The sequence below is a fragment of the Paenisporosarcina sp. P5_A11 genome (assembly GCF_056400705.1).
Genome location: NZ_JBFUKT010000025.1, coordinates 1 through 16916 on the forward strand (window position 1 = coordinate 1; position 16916 = coordinate 16916).

16 protein-coding genes are annotated in these 16916 nt (G+C 38.4%); 12 read left to right on the plus strand and 4 right to left on the minus strand.

Going from position 1 to position 16916, the window contains the following annotated elements; genetic code table 11:
- Nucleotides 1–585 (plus strand): phospholipase D-like domain-containing protein (locus AC1DOS_RS06455; protein WP_477536830.1); only part of this gene is annotated, 585 nt, incomplete at its 5' end.
- A 94-nt stretch (nt 586–679) separates the two neighbouring features.
- Here AC1DOS_RS06455 and AC1DOS_RS06460 read toward each other — a convergent pair.
- From AC1DOS_RS06460 to AC1DOS_RS06470, 3 genes are read right to left on the minus strand one after another with little or no spacing between them, the layout of a single operon-like run.
- Nucleotides 680–2254, minus strand: coding sequence for an ABC-F family ATP-binding cassette domain-containing protein (locus AC1DOS_RS06460; RefSeq protein WP_477536831.1), 1575 nt, complete (start codon nt 2252–2254; stop codon nt 680–682).
- 36 nt (nt 2255–2290) lie between these two features.
- Complete coding sequence (locus AC1DOS_RS06465; protein ID WP_477536832.1) at nt 2291–2473, minus strand: SE1832 family protein; 183 nt, start codon at nt 2471–2473, stop codon at nt 2291–2293.
- Between the two features lie 46 nt (nt 2474–2519).
- On the minus strand, nt 2520–3542 hold the full coding sequence (locus AC1DOS_RS06470; protein WP_477536833.1) for a hypothetical protein: 1023 nt from the start codon (nt 3540–3542) through the stop codon (nt 2520–2522).
- Nucleotides 3543–3663: 121 nt separating this feature from the next.
- Here AC1DOS_RS06470 and AC1DOS_RS06475 point away from each other — a divergent pair, with 121 nt between their 5' ends.
- The 9 genes from AC1DOS_RS06475 to AC1DOS_RS06515 all read left to right on the plus strand — a co-directional run bounded on the left by AC1DOS_RS06475 (nt 3664) and on the right by AC1DOS_RS06515 (nt 13091).
- Complete coding sequence (locus tag AC1DOS_RS06475; protein ID WP_477536857.1) at nt 3664–4329, plus strand: NAD(P)H-binding protein; 666 nt, start codon at nt 3664–3666, stop codon at nt 4327–4329.
- Nucleotides 4330–4475: 146 nt separating this feature from the next.
- A complete protein-coding gene (locus AC1DOS_RS06480; RefSeq protein WP_477536834.1) occupies nt 4476–5039 on the plus strand; it encodes an NADPH-dependent FMN reductase in 564 nt (187 codons plus the stop codon).
- Between the two features lie 390 nt (nt 5040–5429).
- Complete coding sequence (locus AC1DOS_RS06485) at nt 5430–7601, plus strand: DNA topoisomerase III (protein WP_477536835.1); 2172 nt, start codon at nt 5430–5432, stop codon at nt 7599–7601.
- Nucleotides 7602–7893: 292 nt separating this feature from the next.
- A complete protein-coding gene (locus tag AC1DOS_RS06490) occupies nt 7894–8160 on the plus strand; it encodes a dockerin type I domain-containing protein (RefSeq protein ID WP_477536836.1) in 267 nt (88 codons plus the stop codon).
- Between the two features lie 317 nt (nt 8161–8477).
- Entirely contained in the window at nt 8478–8972 is a 495-nt protein-coding gene (ybaK, locus tag AC1DOS_RS06495; RefSeq protein WP_477536837.1) for a Cys-tRNA(Pro) deacylase, read from the plus strand.
- Between the two features lie 106 nt (nt 8973–9078).
- Nucleotides 9079–9699 (plus strand): YczE/YyaS/YitT family protein, encoded by a 621-nt coding sequence (locus tag AC1DOS_RS06500; RefSeq protein WP_477536838.1) that lies wholly within the window; start codon nt 9079–9081, stop codon nt 9697–9699.
- A gap of 65 nt (nt 9700–9764) precedes the next feature.
- Nucleotides 9765–10853 carry a hypothetical protein gene (locus AC1DOS_RS06505; RefSeq protein WP_477536839.1) on the plus strand — a complete coding sequence of 363 codons (1089 nt, stop codon included), beginning with the start codon at nt 9765–9767 and terminating at the stop codon, nt 10851–10853.
- A 231-nt stretch (nt 10854–11084) separates the two neighbouring features.
- Nucleotides 11085–12275 (plus strand): glycine C-acetyltransferase, encoded by a 1191-nt coding sequence (locus AC1DOS_RS06510; RefSeq protein WP_108586174.1) that lies wholly within the window; start codon nt 11085–11087, stop codon nt 12273–12275.
- Nucleotides 12276–12386: 111 nt separating this feature from the next.
- The gene (locus AC1DOS_RS06515) at nt 12387–13091 is read left to right on the plus strand and encodes a DNA alkylation repair protein (RefSeq protein WP_477536840.1); all 705 of its coding nucleotides are present in this window, start codon (nt 12387–12389) and stop codon (nt 13089–13091) included.
- 149 nt (nt 13092–13240) lie between these two features.
- Here AC1DOS_RS06515 and AC1DOS_RS06520 read toward each other — a convergent pair whose 3' ends face one another.
- Nucleotides 13241–13864: a hypothetical protein gene (locus AC1DOS_RS06520; protein WP_477536841.1), complete on the minus strand. Its 624-nt coding sequence runs from the start codon at nt 13862–13864 to the stop codon at nt 13241–13243.
- Between the two features lie 241 nt (nt 13865–14105).
- Here AC1DOS_RS06520 and AC1DOS_RS06525 point away from each other — a divergent pair, with 241 nt between their 5' ends.
- Nucleotides 14106–15050 carry an L-threonine 3-dehydrogenase gene (locus AC1DOS_RS06525; protein WP_477536842.1) on the plus strand — a complete coding sequence of 315 codons (945 nt, stop codon included), beginning with the start codon at nt 14106–14108 and terminating at the stop codon, nt 15048–15050.
- 207 nt (nt 15051–15257) lie between these two features.
- Nucleotides 15258–16787 carry a class I adenylate-forming enzyme family protein gene (locus tag AC1DOS_RS06530; RefSeq protein WP_477536843.1) on the plus strand — a complete coding sequence of 510 codons (1530 nt, stop codon included), beginning with the start codon at nt 15258–15260 and terminating at the stop codon, nt 16785–16787.
- The last annotated feature ends 129 nt before the right edge of the window (nt 16788–16916 follow it).

The window sequence follows — 16916 nt, forward strand, 5'->3', positions numbered from 1 at the left end:
GTTCAATATGTGACGGAGAAAAAGATTTTGGATGCTTTACTAGCTGATTTGGCTGAAACTAAAGAGGGGGACAAGATTTGGTTAGGTATGTTCTTCATTGCAAAGCGCGACATCGTGAATGCGCTGATCGATGCGGCAAATCGTGGAGTAGAAATTAATATGATACTCGATCCAAACGAAAATTCATTTGGTCAAGAAAAATCCGGCTTGCCGAATCGTCCAGTTGTTCAAGAAATGGTGGAAGATTCCAAGGGTAAAATAAATGTTCGTTGGTACAATACGGTAATTGGACAGTATCATACGAAAGCTATTTGGATTCAATCTGAAGATCATACTATCATTTCAAGCGGATCAGGTAACTATACGGAACGCACGCTTGACGATTATAACTTAGAAAATAACTTACGTGTCATCGCTCCGAATGACAGCGAACTTGTCGGAGAAATGGAAGATTACTTCGAACGTCTTTGGAACAATGAAGATGCGATGTACACAGTTGACCTCGAAGAATTCCAAGATAAATTCACATGGTGGCAACGATGGATTTACACATTCCAAAAAGCCATTAAAGTAACGACTTATTAATTTACTAAAACCCCTGTGCATTTGGTGCGAAGGGGTTTGAAATTAATGGAATCCACAATAAAGGCCGCTGAAGTTCAGCGACCTTTTCTTTTACTTATTTTTTTGAATCGTCAACATGCACACCAGTTTGGAACCAGTCTTCTACGTTCCAAATTTTCGTAACTAAACCTTCATAGAATTCAGGTTCATGGCTTACTAATACGATCGTGCCTTTATATTCGCTCATCGCGCGCTTCAGTTCTTCTTTCGCGTGGATGTCCAAATGGTTTGTCGGCTCATCGAAAAGCAACCAGTTGCTTTCTTCCATCATTAACTTACAAAGACGAACTTTCGCTTGTTCGCCACCGCTCAAGCTGTTCATCGGGCGTGAAATATGTTCGTTTTTCAAACCGGTACGGGCTAGAGCTGCGCGCACTTGGCTTTGTTCCATACTCGGATAGGTTTTCCAAATCTCTTCAATCGGCGTTACATTGTCCGCTCTTACTTCTTGTTCGAAGTATGAAATGGATAGGAAATCGCCACGTCTAACGCTTCCGCCAAGTGGATTCACTTTGCCAAGCATCGTTTTAAGCAATGTAGATTTACCAACACCGTTCATTCCGACAAGGGCAATTTTTTCACCGCGTTCAATAGAGAACGATAACGGCGGCAATAGTGGCTTGTCATAACCGATTAGTAAGTTTTCCGCCTCTACTACGTAGCGACTTGGGCTGCGGGACTCTTTGAAACCAAATTGAGGTTTCGCTGCAGTCTCCGGACGATCGATTCGCTCAATGCGGTCCAGTTGCTTCTGACGAGACTTGGCACGGCCAGTTGTGGAATAGCGTGCTTTATTTTTGGCAATGAAGTCTTCCTGTTTCTTAATAAAGTCCTGTTGTTTTTCATACGCATCGATATGCTGACGTTTGTTGATTTCAGCAAGCTCAAGGAACTTCTCATATGATGCTGTGAAGCGGGACAGTTTAGAGAATTCCAGTTGGAAAATGACATCAACGATCCCGTTCATAAATTCCGTATCATGCGAAATAAGCAGGAAGCAATGAGGGTAATTTTTCAAGTAATTCGTTAACCAGCCAATATGTTCTTCATCCAGATAGTTGGTAGGCTCATCCAGCAGCAATACTTTTGGTTTTTCAAGAAGCAGTTTTGCTAGCAATACTTTCGTTCTTTGGCCCCCTGAAAGAGCGGAGACAGGACGGTCCAATCCAATCGCATCCAGACCCAGCCCACGAGCGATTTCTTCTATTTTCATATCAAGCGTATAGAAGTCACCCGCATCGAGTGCATCTTGAATATCCGCCATTTGCTCAAGTAATTCTTCCAATTCTTCAGGTGTTGCTTCACCCATTTTGCCGGTGATTTCATTCATTTCCGCTTCTTTTTTATATAGCGGCAAGAACGCATCGCGCAATGTATCACGCATCGAACGACCTTGTTCCAAACGAGTATGTTGATCCAAATATCCGTAATGAGTACCAGGAAGCCATTCTACTTTGCCTGAATCATGAATGATTTCACCTGTAATAATGCTCATTAAGGTAGATTTACCAACGCCGTTTGCCCCAACTAATCCAACGTGTTCACCTTCTATTAGGCGGAATGATACGTCTTTAAATAGTGTACGGTCACCAAATGTGTGACCTAAATTATCAACTGTCAATAATGCCATGATTCCATTCCTCCATAAAGAAAGCTCGCAGGCCTGTTACAGCGCCGCGAGCTTTTTGTTTAGTTCTGCGAGTTGTAGTTCCATATTTCCTAAACGTTGTTCGGCTTGTTCAATCATGGCCGAATGACCAGTTGATTCTAACTTTTCCATATCGCCTTGCAAACGTATATAATCCATCTTTAATTCAGCAATTTGTGCTTTAATCTGTTGTGAAGTCATATAAGAGAAACTCCTCTTTTAACAACCATTGTATCACAGAATTGAGTTATTTGGTGATTTCACGTGCTTCTTCTTGAATGATTTTTTCTAAAAATCGTTGCATGTTCAAATTATTCATACTCAATTTTAACGATAATTGCTTTTTAATTGCCCGTACACTACGGTTCGGATGAAGAATGGTCTCCATTACCGCATTTTGCAAATGTGATTGTTTTAACTTGCGGCCAAGTCCCAAGTAAATAAAACCATTCGCTTCTTTAGGAAAGGCATGTTGTGCTTCTCTTTCATCTTCTGCAATGACAATACAGGGTTTTCCTATTACAGCAACGTGGTAAGGTGTATAGCTTGCATCGCAGATGACTAAGTCAGATTCGCTAATAAGTTGAATCGGGTCATCACAATCAACAATACGTGTTTGTTTGCGTCCTAAAGCCATTAGTTTCAGGTCATCTCGACTATGTGGGTAACTTGAATGAAGAGCTACAGTAATCGCGAGAGGAATTTGTAAATGTAATAAATGACGTAGTGTGCGATAGGATAAATTATCTGCATCTGCATCTGCAAATGTCACCACGACATGAGGTAGTGGAAGTGCTGTTGTCTGTTTTAAACCAGAATTTGCATATGGTTCTAATTCTTCAGGCACAATAAATGCAGATGGTCCAATAACATAATGAGAAGGCACTTGCTCACGATCCTCATGGTAAAGTGATTGAACCACTCTTGTAGCAGCCTTGCCTCCTTCACCAAAATCGTCAAAATGTAAGGTGACCGGGACAAGTGAAGATAATAATTTCCCTTCATCTATGTCAGTATCACCACCATCTGAAATAACGACATCGGGTTCATGTTCTTGTAATAATTTCTTCAAATCAGCTTTACTTACATATGAAAGAGGGGCAAACCCCTGTTGATCAAGCTTTTGAAGAACTAATGTTTGTTTTTCAGAAGCAGCAAATAGTATGCGATGAGATGCTAGTAATTTAGCAATTTGAATACATCTCGTGACAGGATAGCCTGTACGTCCAATCGTAAATAAAATGGTTTTTTGCTGAATTTGGTTGCTCATTTCATTCCCACCTTTCATCTTCTATTTAACGTATGGGAACCAAGCCCACTGTATGAGTAAATGTTCAGATTTTGCCTATTCATATGGTAAGCTAAAGCAACATGATTTTGACAAGGGAGTGATGAACTTGGAAAAGAGAACAGCGTTGGTAGCAGGTGCAACAGGACTGACAGGTTCCCACCTTATCAAGTTTCTTTGTAATAATGAAGCTTACGAAAAAGTAACAATCATTGTCAGACAAGCAGTATCATATAGTCATCCAAAGTTAACAATAAAAATTAAAAATCTAGACCAAGTCAAGACTAATGATTTTGAAGGGGTAGATGATTTCTTTTGCTGTTTAGGCTCAACCATGAAAAAATCTGGATCCAAAGAAGCATTTGAACAAGTTGATTTACTAGCGCCTGTTCAAATGGGGAAACATGCACAAGCGCAAGGATCAAAACATATGCTTGTTATTTCAGCAATGGGTGCAAATCCAAACTCCTCAATCTATTACAATCGCATAAAAGGGAAGATGGAAGAGCAAGTTTCTAAACTGCAACTTCCTCAAGTTTCTATATTTAGACCATCTTTATTAATGGGTGATCGTCAGGAATTTCGATTAGGGGAACGCTTTGGGTCTATATTCATGAAGGTATTAAAATCATCCTTCATAGGACCGCTGAAAAAATATCGTGCGATCGAAGCACAGCAAGTGGCATTTGCCATGATGCAAAAAGCATTATCAACGCAATCTAAAAGCGTATCTATATATGAATCAGAAGAAATCCAAGAAATAAAATAAGATTTAAGAGGTTCTCATCTTCGAAGCAGATCTTTCGAGACAGTCTCAGTCGAAAGAATGAACTTGAAGACTTTCAGAACTAGGTGCTTAGGCCATAGCTTTTCTTTTTGATACAATAAAAGGATAGCGTTTGAAGGAGGATAATTATGAAAATTTTGCTCATAGATGGGACAATTATTGGTTCTAAAACAGGAGCCATTCTCGAGCAAGTGAAAGTATATATTGAACAACTAAATAGTGAGTTGAATCTGGAAATCATGAAACTTGCTGATTTTAATCACCAGTTTGTTGATGGCCGACCTCTTGGCGAATATAACGAAGATATGCAGAGAATAGTTCATAAGTTTGAAGAAGCAGATGGTTACGTATTAGCAACTCCGATCTTCCAAGGATCGATTCCAGGTGTCTTGAAAAATGCATTTGATTTATTGCATCCACGTACCATGCGCTACAAGCCAGTATCGATTGTCGCAAATGGGGGGACATTCCAACACCATTTAGTCATTGAAAATCAATTGAAGCCAATTTTGGATTACTTCCGTTGCCTGGTGACGCCGAACTATGTGTATACGACTAGCAGTCACTTCGGCGAAGGCAACGTCATTGTAGACGAAGATGTGCATGACCGTCTTCGTGAACTCGCACGAGTGTTTGTGCAATACGCGGAAATGAGCACTCATCTTTCAAAAGTAACAATCGATAAACATTAAGATTATGATTAGCCACTTCGTAACAAGTTTGCGAAGTGGTTTTTTGATGGGGAATTTTATATAAATAGGGAGATTGGCGCAATGAAACGTGCTAACCGTGCATAGTCGATGACAAAAATCCGCGCATAGCAAGTCCCGCCATAAGATAGAAAAAGCTGATTTGTTAAGGACATCCACCGTTGATGGATGTCCCCATTTTTTGTTAACCGCTTATAGACAACAGAGATCCGCTCGTAGTCGACATAGAAACGATCATAGAACCCCGAGAACCGCGCATAGTCGACAAAAATCCGCTCATAGACATCACTCAGCTAAACAATGCCAACGATTCATTTTAGAATCGTGTCACTTTCCGTTATAATGAACTTACAGAAGAGAGGGGCGGACAACTTGTCAAAATCAGTAGTACTTGCAGAAAAACCATCCGTAGCACGCGATATTGCTCGCGTCCTCGGTTGTCACAAAAAAGGAAATGGCTTTTTAGAAGGAACACAATATATAGTGACTTGGGCACTCGGTCACTTAGTCACTCATGCTGATCCTGAACAATACGATAACAGCTATAAGGAATGGAAACTTGAGGATTTGCCGATTTTGCCTCAGCCTTTTAAACTCGTTCCGATTAAACAAACCATGAAACAATTTAACGCAGTGAAAGCACAACTAAATCGAGCGGATGTAAATGAAATCATTATCGCAACTGATGCTGGTCGAGAAGGAGAACTTGTTGCCCGATGGATTTTAGACAAAGCGAAAGCTAAGAAACCCATCAAGCGATTGTGGATATCCTCCGTTACTGACCAAGCTATTCAGAAAGGCTTCCGTGAACTTAAAGACGGACGTGCCTATGAACATTTATTTGAAGCGGCTGTTGCAAGAGCAGAAGCGGACTGGGTGGTAGGCATTAACGCGACCCGTGCATTGACTGTGAAATATAACGCTCAATTATCAACAGGACGTGTTCAAACGCCTACATTAGCAATGATTGCAGCACGTGAGCAGCAGATTCGTGATTTTACATCTAAATCTTTTTATGGCTTACAGGCCATAACAAAAGAAGTAACATATACTTGGTCATTTGGTGCGAACAACCAAACGAATAATTTTAATAAAGAGCAAGTGGAGAAAGTGCTTGAAAAACTAGACGTTAATAAAGAAGGAATAATTTCATCGGTTCAAACCACACCAAAGAAACAACCTGCGCCTCCATTATTTGATTTGACGGAACTTCAAAAAGAGGGGCATCGTCTGTTTGGATGGTCAGCAAAAGAAACATTATCAACCCTACAAGGTTTATACGAACGTCATAAAGTGGTGACCTATCCGCGTACTGACTCGAAACATTTATCAAGTGATATGAAGTCGACGTTAATTGACCGTATTAAGGCCGTCGATTTGCAGCCTTATCGAGCAGTAGCAAACAGCATTTTGCGTTCAAACAATATACAACCTCAAAAAGGTGTTATTGATGATGCACGAGTTAGTGATCACCATGCGATTATCCCAACGGAAGAATCACCAGTATTACAGAACTTATCTGATAAAGAACGTAAATTATATGACATGATAGTTAAACGATTTTTGGCAGTCTTTTTACCACCTCACGCTTTTGACCAAACTGTCATAACACTTGTAGTTGGTGGAGAAAATTTCACTGCAAAAGGAAAGACTGTACGTGATAAAGGTTGGAAGCGAGTCTACCAACAAGATAAAGTGGAGTCATCCGAAAGTACTTTGCCAGCCATTCAAAAAGGAGACAAAATTGAAATTCATGCCATCACTATGACACAAGGCGAAACCAAACCTCCTGCACGTTTCAATGAAGGAACATTATTAGCAGCGATGGAAAATCCTTCGTCATTTATGGCAGGAGAATCTAAAGAAATCATCCAAATGGCTGTAGAAACGGGCGGACTTGGAACTGTGGCTACACGTGCCGATATTATCGAAAAGTTATTTAATAGCTTTGTCATTGAAAAGAAAGGCAAAGATATTCATACAACTTCTAAAGGAAGACAGCTTTTAGAATTGGTCCCGGAAGATTTGAAGTCGCCTTCCTTAACTGGAGAGTGGGAACAAAAATTAACGAAAATTGCTAAAGGTACTCTGAAAAAAGAACATTTTATGAAAGATATGGTTACATTTTCGAAAACAGTTGTATCTCAAATTAAACAAAGTGACCAAAAGTTTAAGCATGATAACGTTACAGGGAAAACTTGCCCGACGTGTGGGAAGAATTTACTCGAAGTAAACGGCAAGCGCGGGAAAATGCTTGTCTGTCAAGATCGTGAATGTGGCTACAAAAAATCGGTGTCCATGCAAACCAATGCACGTTGTCCAGTGTGTCACAAACGGATGGAAATGCGTGGTGAAGGAGATGGCAAACTGTTTGTTTGTAAATGTGGTCATCGAGAAAAATTGTCAGCCTTTGAAAAACGTCGTGAATCTTCAGGTGGAGCAAAAGCCAATAAGAAAGATGTACAGAAATTCTTGAAACAACAAGATGAGCCACAAAATACAGCAATGGCTGAAGCATTGAAAAAATTAATGAATAAGGATTAAAGATGTTTTATAGGTTTTTGGAATACCTTGTTAGCAAGTAGTCTATATGATCCTATTTCACCTACTTGTATTCTTGCCAAGCCAGGAACGTTAGAGATAGCACTATACTATTATTTCTTGGTCACTGAAGATTTCAAAAGAAGCAGGATAACCAGGCAATCAATAGAAAATAATATTTATCAGTATTAATACAAAAACTGTAGTAGTCAATATACCAGGACATCTCGAATATCGTAAAAATATAAAATTAAGTAAAACAGTAGATGGAGAAGCACAAGGAATCTACTATAATTTGTATACGGATACTGCAGCAGCTGGGGATATCAATGGAGATAACGTTATCGACATTTATGATGCGAAATTTGTTGCAAATAAAGCAGGTGAGACAGGGGTCAAATTAAAAGAAGATCTTAACAAAGATGGAGTTGTAGATATTACTGACTTCAACTATGTTGAAAAGAATTTTATGACTTCAAATCCTTATGTACACACAGATACTAAACCAGTTGAAAAAATTGGTGAAATGACTTTAGAAGAATTAAAGAAACGTTTTAACTAAAAAACAAGGGTGCCACTCTAAATGAGTGGCACCTTGTTTTAGGTTTTTCACCTTATGATTTATCAGAAGACTTAATAGCTCAATTCAGAATGGGAGTTGTAGAGAACGTTATTGACTTCCGCCATTTTTAAAGTATATGATATTATCCATATTTAACCTCTTTATAATATAGGAATCTGACTAGCTCCATGCTCTAACCCGCTTGCCACTTCATGGAGTCAGAAATACGAAATGTTCGCCTATCAAGGTCTACAGTCTGCCTCCACATTTGAGGTTTAAGTAGTTAGGGTCTTTTTTAATGAAATGAGGGAATGTCTATGGCAAAGTCGGCTAAACCAGCTAAAACGAACGCAGTGCGCTTGCTCGATCAACTAAAAGTTAGTTATGATYTGCATGAGTATGAAGTGTCTGACGGGCAAATCGATGGCATTTCTGTTGCGAATAAAATACAACAACCTGTTGAAATAGTGTTTAAAACACTAGTCGCAACTGCGGGACCAGGGAAAGTATTTGTTTTTTTAGTGCCTGTTGCAAAAGAATTGAATTTAAAGTCCGCGGCGAAAGCGGCCGGAGAAAAGAAGATTGAGATGATTGCTGTAAAAGATATACTCGGGTTAACAGGCTATATACGTGGAGGATGTTCTCCACTTGGCATGAAGAAGTTGTTTCCGACATTTATTGACGACTCAGCAAAAGAGCTTAATACGATGATTGTAAGCGCCGGGAAAATTGGCATGCAAATTCATCTAAAGCCAAATGATTTAGTGTCATGTACAAATGGTGTTTTTGATGCGCTAACAAAACAGGACTAAATTTCGATATACGAAAAATATCTGACTGTGATACTATAAACAAAGTATTCAAATCCATTCATGCTTTGCATGAGTGGATTTTTTGTGGAAAGAAGGTGTAATTTTAATGACTAAAAATCTTTACATACGTTGGAGTTTTTTTATTGGTGGAATGATGCTCTTAGCACTTGGAATAGCATTGACGATTAGAGGGAAATTATTAGGGATAGCACCTTGGGATGTATTACATGTAGGATTGTTCCAAAACTTCGGATTAACTATTGGAATGTGGTCAATTGGGAGTGGGTTATTAATTGTGATTGGTACAGCACTGTATTCAAAAAGATGGCCACTTATTGGCACATGGCTAAATATGATTTTAGTAGGTGTTTTTACGGATATGTGGTTATGGCTATTGCCAGTTGTATCACATCCCGTTGTGCAAACCATATGTTTTATTAGTGGAGTAGGGGTAATGGGATTTGGTGTTGGAATGTATATTGCATCAAATATTGGAGCAGGACCTCGGGATTCACTCATGCTCATTCTTATTGAAAAGACGGGATGGACCGTGAAACGAGTGCGTACGTTACTTGAAATAGTGGTCGCGATTATTGGATGGCTTCTTGGAGGACCAGTGGGTATTGGGACAATAATAATTGCTTTAACACTCGGTTATATCGTTCATTTCACCTTGAATATTTCAAGAAATTGGATTGCGAAATTAACGGCTGACACTCTTCTTTAAAATTCATGTTTTTACACTCTCTTTCATATAGTAGATTCAGTCTACACATTGAAAGGGATGATTACATGAACGGAACTATAACGCATCAATTTGGCCGAGCTTTTACAGGACAAGGGGAGAAAAATATATATAACGAATTGATTAATGAAGCACGAAAAGTGTACTTTATTAAATCCCCACCTACATTTAAATTATCTGACTTATTTAGACAAGTTGGTTACCATTATGTGAAAAAGGGCTATGATATTGAATGGTTTTATGATCCTTTGCATGTAGATGTAATTGAAGCTACCTATGTGAAAAGTAACCGTACATTATTTATTCAAGCTTCCCATCCAGTATCATTCGAACCGAAATATTATGGTAGCACCCACCATGTTATCTCTTTTTATGAAGCTTATGATGAACAAAAATTACGCGAGCATGGTGGATTTTTACGAGAGAAAACGTTGCACAGTGAACAGTGGTTAGGCAAAGCTTTACAAACCTTAACAAATGCAAAAAACATTCATGATGAATGGGAAGTACCTTACGTCAGTGGAATGGATTGGACCGGGTTTGATGCACAAGCGGAATCTCTGTTCAATGACACATTCACTACACTAAAATTTAATAAACCTTCCCATAGAACACATCGATTAATGGGGACTTTAACGCCAGAAGGTCCAAAAGATTATTTCGACTCACTCACTAAAAGGGTTAAAAGACGTATATTTATCAAAGGCTATCCTGGTAGTGGAAAATCAACATTGATGAAACGATTTGGTGAACATGCGGAAGGTTTAGGTCTTGATACACAATGGGGCTGGTGTGGACTTGACTGCAACAGTATTGATTATGTATGGTTACCTGAACTACAAACCATTCTTTTTGATAGCACAAGTCCGCATGAATACGAGCCAGATCGCTCGGGGGACGAAATTTTCGATGTGAAAAAATTTCGAGATTTGAATGAAGAAGAGGGACTCCTTGTAGAGGGAATAATTACACGTTATAAAGAAGAAATTGTCCACGCAACGGAATATTTACAAGTGTATTGTACCGATGACGAGACGATAAGAGAGACTCTAGATACATGTGTAAATAACTATAAGTGGCAGGAAATCGAGATTGATCTGTTTCAAAAGATAGATAATTCTTCCGTTTTTAAGTAGTGTGACAATGAATCTCTTCACTTACGAAAAAACGAATAAATAGAGAGCGGGCTCAAATTGAGTCCGCTTTTTGTATTTACCAGATTGGATTTTTACTTATCTTCCTTGCATTACGCTTTTCTCCATTCATTCATTGAATGTCTTATGTTAAAATGGAAAAGATTATATAACAACAGCGTTTAGCCAATGATATGGAAGTGGCACATAAATTCGCTTGAGAGGAAGATGAATTTGTCAAACGTACTAGATGCATTTTTACAAGAAAACTTACAGGAACTAAAGGATCAAGGTTTATACAATGTAGTTGATCCAGTTGAAGGACCAAACGGGGCGAAAATACAAGTCCGTGGAAAAGAACTGATCAATTTATCTTCAAACAATTATTTAGGTTTAGCAACAAACGAAGAACTCAAACGTATTGCAAAAGAAACAATCGATAAATACGGAGTTGGAGCTGGCGCGGTTCGTTCAATTAACGGGACACTTGATTTACATGTGAAATTAGAAGAAAAACTTGCTGAGTTTAAAGGTACAGAAGCAGCCATTTCATATCAATCAGGATTTAATTGCAACATGGCAGCAATTTCTGCAGTTATGGATAAAAATGATGCAATTCTGTCGGATCAATTAAACCATGCATCGATTATAGATGGATGCCGCTTATCTAAAGCAAAAATTATTGCTTTTAAACACTCTGATATGGACGATTTGCGTGAAAAGGCTAAAGCTGCACAAGAATCAGGTCTATATAATAAAGTCATGATTATTACAGACGGCGTATTCTCTATGGATGGAGATATTGCGAAGTTACCTGAAATCGTACAAATCGCGAAAGAATTTGATTTGATTACGTATGTAGATGACGCTCATGGATCGGGTGTTACTGGTAAAGGAAAAGGCACAGTAAAACATTTTGGATTAGAAAAAGATATCGACTTCCAAATGGGCACACTTTCCAAAGCAGTAGGTGTTGTTGGAGGATATGTGGCGGGTAAACAAGCGTTAATTGACTGGTTAAAAGTTCGTTCACGTCCGTTTTTATTTTCAACGGCAGTACCACCTGGTGATGTTGCTGCAATTACGGCAGCACTTCAAATGATTATGGACTCAACAGAACTTCACGATAAACTGTGGGATAATGGCGATTATTTGAAAGCTGGTCTGAAGAAATTAGGATTCGATATTGGTGCATCAGAAACACCTATCACTCCTTGTATCATTGGGGATGAAATACTAACTCAGCAATTTTCGAAACGTCTATTTGAAGAAGGTGTCTATGCGAAAGCGATCGTCTTCCCAACTGTACAAAAAGGGACAGGCCGTGTTCGTAACATGCCAACTGCAGATCATACAAAAGAAATGTTGGATGAAGCAATCGTTATTTATGAAAAAGTCGGCAAAGAACTTGGCGTAATCAAGTAAAGCAGTTTTTAAACACTCGTATGTGTAAAAGCATTCGAGTGTTTTTCTCTATAAACTTATATTGAAAGTTATGAATATCCGTACATACACTTGTTTGAGGGAGCTGAGCATGTGACTTATGAAGAAGTGATGAAATATTTAGAAGAAGTTGGTTCTGAACAAACGCGAAATACATTTATCAAACACGGGGCAACACGAGAGTTTTATGGAGTTAAAGTGGGAGATATGAAAAAGATTTTGAAGTATGTGAAAAAAGATCAAGCATTAGCATTGAAACTATACGATTCTGGGAATTCAGATGCGATGTATTTGGCCGGTTTAGCTATTGATCCAAAGTTGATGACAAAAGAACAGTTGCAGTCATGGGTAAAAGAAGCATACTGGTATATGCTTTCCGAATATACTGTCGCATGGGTAGCAGCGGAAAGCCCGTTTGCGCTAGAGCTAGCGCGTGAATGGATGCAATCTGATGAAGAAATGATTGCATGTGCTGGATGGAGTACGTATACGAACTATTTTGGCTATGCTGGGGCAGATGAGTTGGATTTGCAGGAAGTCGCTCAATTATTGGAACAAGTGCGAGTCGGTATTCACCAAGCACCAAAMCGTGTACGCTACGATATGAACGCTTTTGTCATTGGTACAGGTGTACATGTTCCAACGTTAAGAGAAGATGCACAACGAGTTGCACAAGAAATTGGCAAAGTGCATGTGGATATGGGTGGGACGGCATGCAAAGTACCACTTGCTTTTGACTACATTGAAAAAGTACTTTCACGGGGCGAACCTAAAAAGAAAAAGAATTTAAGATGTTAAGAACTTATGAGACCTCGACGAGAACCGATGCGTCGAGGTTTTTTATTGTGCTGAGTGCCTTCACATAAAATAGCGTTTCGTGTCAACTAACATACCTTCTAATTGTTCAACAAAAAAACCACGCGAACTTACGCGTGGTTCAATTTAGGTTATACATATTTTAAGGAATGAATCACAATATACTTTTGAACGCCACGCGATCCGTCTATCGCTTTTTGGGATTCGATAGTAAACGTTTCTTCATTTCCTTGTTCATTAGCATAAAGTGCGTGCAATGCGTGAATCATCCAGTCAACACTAATATTTTCTTCATATCGTTTAGCTTCGTCAAAGTCGCCTTTTTTTGCAGCGATATATGCAGCGTAATATGATTTCAAGAGTTCACTATCAATCTGTTGAGCGTATGTATCCGCCGCATCAATATTTTTTAAATGCAAAGCCAAAATGGTTTTATAGACATTTTGCATGTATGGTTGTTTGTACTTCGCTAGGATTATCCGTAAACTCTCTTCTACTTCGACATCATTGCCGTGAGCCAGGGCAAGTGGATAAGCAAATAGTGGCCTATTTTTATTAGCAATCAAGTATTTTTCAATTGATTTTTCATTATTCGATCGATACACAGTGAATATTTGAGGAAGAACAACAAATGCTAATAGGAAAACTAAAATAGTTAAAATAACGAACCAAAATGGGAATTGCAAAAAAAATAAAAACGTGGCTAAAATAAAGGCTAAAACATAGGTAATGCTTAATCGTAAGATATTCATCATTTAATTAGTCCTTTTTTTCTTCAGTATAACAAAATAGTCCACTAAAGGAATGTCTGTTTTTAATCCGTTGGAAATTAAAGCGTTATCGATCATATTCAAAGACTCTAACTTTAAACGTATTGTACTTTCACAATGAACACACTATAATGAATACTGGTTAAAGTCTTATAAATCAATGTTTTATCGCAATATTTTGTGTTTCTCAGAAATACAAATGTTCAAGTGAAGAGGAGGAAATTATATGAAAAAAATTATTATTACTGGTGCTTTAGGTCAAATTGGATCAGAATTAATTGTGAAATTACGTAGTATATATGGTGCGGATAACGTTTTAGCGACAGATATTCGCAAAACGGACTCACCTGTTATTGAAAGTGGCCCATTTGAATTACTAGATGTTATGGATGCAGAACGCATGCATACACTTGCAAAAGACTTCGGAGCAGATACGATGATGCATATGGCTGCATTACTTTCTGCAACAGCTGAAGCAAAACCTTTACTTGCATGGAACCTTAACATGGGTGGATTAGTTAATGCGCTTGAAACGTCACGCGATTTAGGACTTCAGTTCTTTACACCAAGTTCAATCGGTGCATTTGGTCCATCAACACCGAAAAAAAATACGCCTCAAGATACGTTACAACGTCCAACCACAATGTATGGTGTAAATAAAGTTGCAGGTGAATTGTTATGTGATTATTATTACCAAAAATTCGGAGTAGACACACGTGGTGTTCGTTTTCCAGGTCTTATTTCGTACGTAACGCCACCAGGTGGCGGAACAACGGATTATGCGGTAGACATTTATTACAAAGCTTTGGAAACAGGGAAATACACATCTTACATTGAGCAAGGAACCTATATGGATATGATGTATATGCCAGATGCATTACAAGCTATCGTTGACTTAATGGAAGCAGATGCCTCTAAACTTGAACATCGAAATGCTTTCAATGTAACGGCAATGAGCTTTGAACCTGAACAAATTGCTGCTTCAATTCGCAAACACATTCCAAACTTTGAATTATCATATGACGTAGATCCAATTCGACAAGAAATTGCTAACAGTTGGCCAGATTCGATTGATGCAACCGCTGCTAAGAATGAATGGGGCTTCAAGGCACAATACGATTTAGATTCAATGACAAAAGATATGCTAGACAAGCTTGCTAATAATAAATAAAAAACCTTCAAAAGCTGACACATCCTTTAACAGGAAGTGTCAGCTTTTTTGTCTAGTTTTTTCTATTAAAATGCCTTAATGTTTTTTTACTAAAATTTCCCTAAAATTATGATAGCGCTACCAACTTGTTTTTTGTACAATACTATTATGAGAAAACTTGTTATATTCAGAAAAGTTAATAAGTTTAAAAGTCAAGGGGGATAAAAGATGAATCTTGCTACTTCACTAACAATTAACGCGAACAGACATCCTGACAAAATGTGTATTACATGTGAAAGCAGAACTTACTCGTACAAAGAGTTTAATCTAGAAGTTAACCGCCTTTCAAATGGCTTGAGTGCACTAGGTTTGAAAAAGGGTGACAAGGTTGGACTCTTCATGAAGAATTCCGATTATTTTGCAATTGCCCTATATGCGATTTGGAAAACAGGATTGACCGTTGTACCAATTAATTTCCGTCTTACAGCAATGGAAACACATTATATTCTTGAACAGTCAGATTGTGTAGCGTTATTTTGTGATACTGAATTTGAAGAGACCGTGACAAAGGCTAGCGAAGGATTGAATGAATTGAAACATATCATTGTTCACTCATCAGCTTCTTATGAAAGCCACCTCTCATGGAATACAGTAATCAGTGAAGATGCAAGTGAGCCGAATAATGTTGTGTTAAATACAGATAATGCAGAAATTTTATATACATCAGGCACAACGGGGAAACCAAAAGGAGCATTATTTGACCATCAGCGAATAATCAATGTGAACATGGCTTTCATTATGTTAAAACGTCTTAATGCAGAGGATAAATTACTCCATGTCGCGCCTTTATTCCATTCCGCTCAATTAAACTTATTCTTTACAAGCGCAATCATGTTGGGTGCTTCAAGTATTATTCATCGGGATTTTCATCCAGTCACCACTTTGCAAACAATCCAAGATCATGGAATTACAATATTCTTTGGCGTGCCCGCAATGTACAATGCGATGCTACAAGTACCGAATAGGGACATATACAATTTGTCCTCCATTCGAACATGCGGCTACGGAGCAGCTCCAATGGCACCTGCACTAGTGGAACAGTCTATGGAACTATTCGGAACTGATCAATTTTACAATTTATGTGGCTTAACAGAAGCGGGACCAGGAGGAGTATTCTTGTCTCCAGAAGATCATAAAACGAAACTTGGTGCAGGTGGAACAGCGATGTTCTTTACGAATATTAGAGTTGTTAATGAACAGATGGAAGATGTGCAACCTGGRGAAACAGGGGAGTTTGTGATTAAAGGCGAAACGATAATGAAAGAATATTACCGCAAACCAGAAGAGACTCAACAGACCTTTTCGGATGGATGGTTATTAACTGGTGACTTAGCAACAATTGATGAGGATGGCTATATCACCATCGTGGATCGTAAAAAAGACATGATAATATCAGGTGGGGAAAATGTTTACTCAGTTGAAGTTGAACAAGTTCTAAATAGTCATCCGCTAGTCTTGGAAGCTGCTACAATTGGCGTGCCTGACGAGAAATGGGGAGAAACGGTTGCAGCTATCATCGTTTCTAAAAATGGAGAACCAATTGATGAAGAAGAAGTCCAGCGTTATTGTAAAGATCGACTAGCTGGTTATAAAATACCGAAAAAGTTCTTTTACTCAGATGTATTGCCGAGAAATGCTTCAGGAAAAATTCTGAAATACCAATTACGTGAATCATTTAATCAGGAAGTCGTAACTTGATTAAGTGGTGCGAGATGGCTTAACAATGGCTTAAATAAAATGAAAGATTACGAGTTGAGTAGGGTCAATTGGTCTCCATTGGTCGATTGAATTGTATAAGACTGGATCCGTAATGAAAATGGAGTTGTT

What these genes read in the sequence shown, in the direction of transcription:
- AC1DOS_RS06520 (WP_477536841.1), bottom strand. Translation starts at nt 13,864, where the DNA reads ATGATGAATATCTTACGATTAAGCATTACCTATGTTTTAGCCTTTATT.
- AC1DOS_RS06480 (WP_477536834.1), top strand. Translation starts at nt 4,476, where the DNA reads ATGAAAATTTTGCTCATAGATGGGACAATTATTGGTTCTAAAACAGGA.
- AC1DOS_RS06505 (WP_477536839.1), top strand. Translation starts at nt 9,765, where the DNA reads ATGAACGGAACTATAACGCATCAATTTGGCCGAGCTTTTACAGGACAA.
- AC1DOS_RS06475 (WP_477536857.1), top strand. Translation starts at nt 3,664, where the DNA reads ATGAACTTGGAAAAGAGAACAGCGTTGGTAGCAGGTGCAACAGGACTG.
- AC1DOS_RS06500 (WP_477536838.1), top strand. Translation starts at nt 9,079, where the DNA reads ATGACTAAAAATCTTTACATACGTTGGAGTTTTTTTATTGGTGGAATG.
- AC1DOS_RS06470 (WP_477536833.1), bottom strand. Translation starts at nt 3,542, where the DNA reads ATGAGCAACCAAATTCAGCAAAAAACCATTTTATTTACGATTGGACGT.
- AC1DOS_RS06525 (WP_477536842.1), top strand. Translation starts at nt 14,106, where the DNA reads ATGAAAAAAATTATTATTACTGGTGCTTTAGGTCAAATTGGATCAGAA.
- AC1DOS_RS06465 (WP_477536832.1), bottom strand. Translation starts at nt 2,473, where the DNA reads ATGACTTCACAACAGATTAAAGCACAAATTGCTGAATTAAAGATGGAT.
- AC1DOS_RS06460 (WP_477536831.1), bottom strand. Translation starts at nt 2,254, where the DNA reads ATGGCATTATTGACAGTTGATAATTTAGGTCACACATTTGGTGACCGT.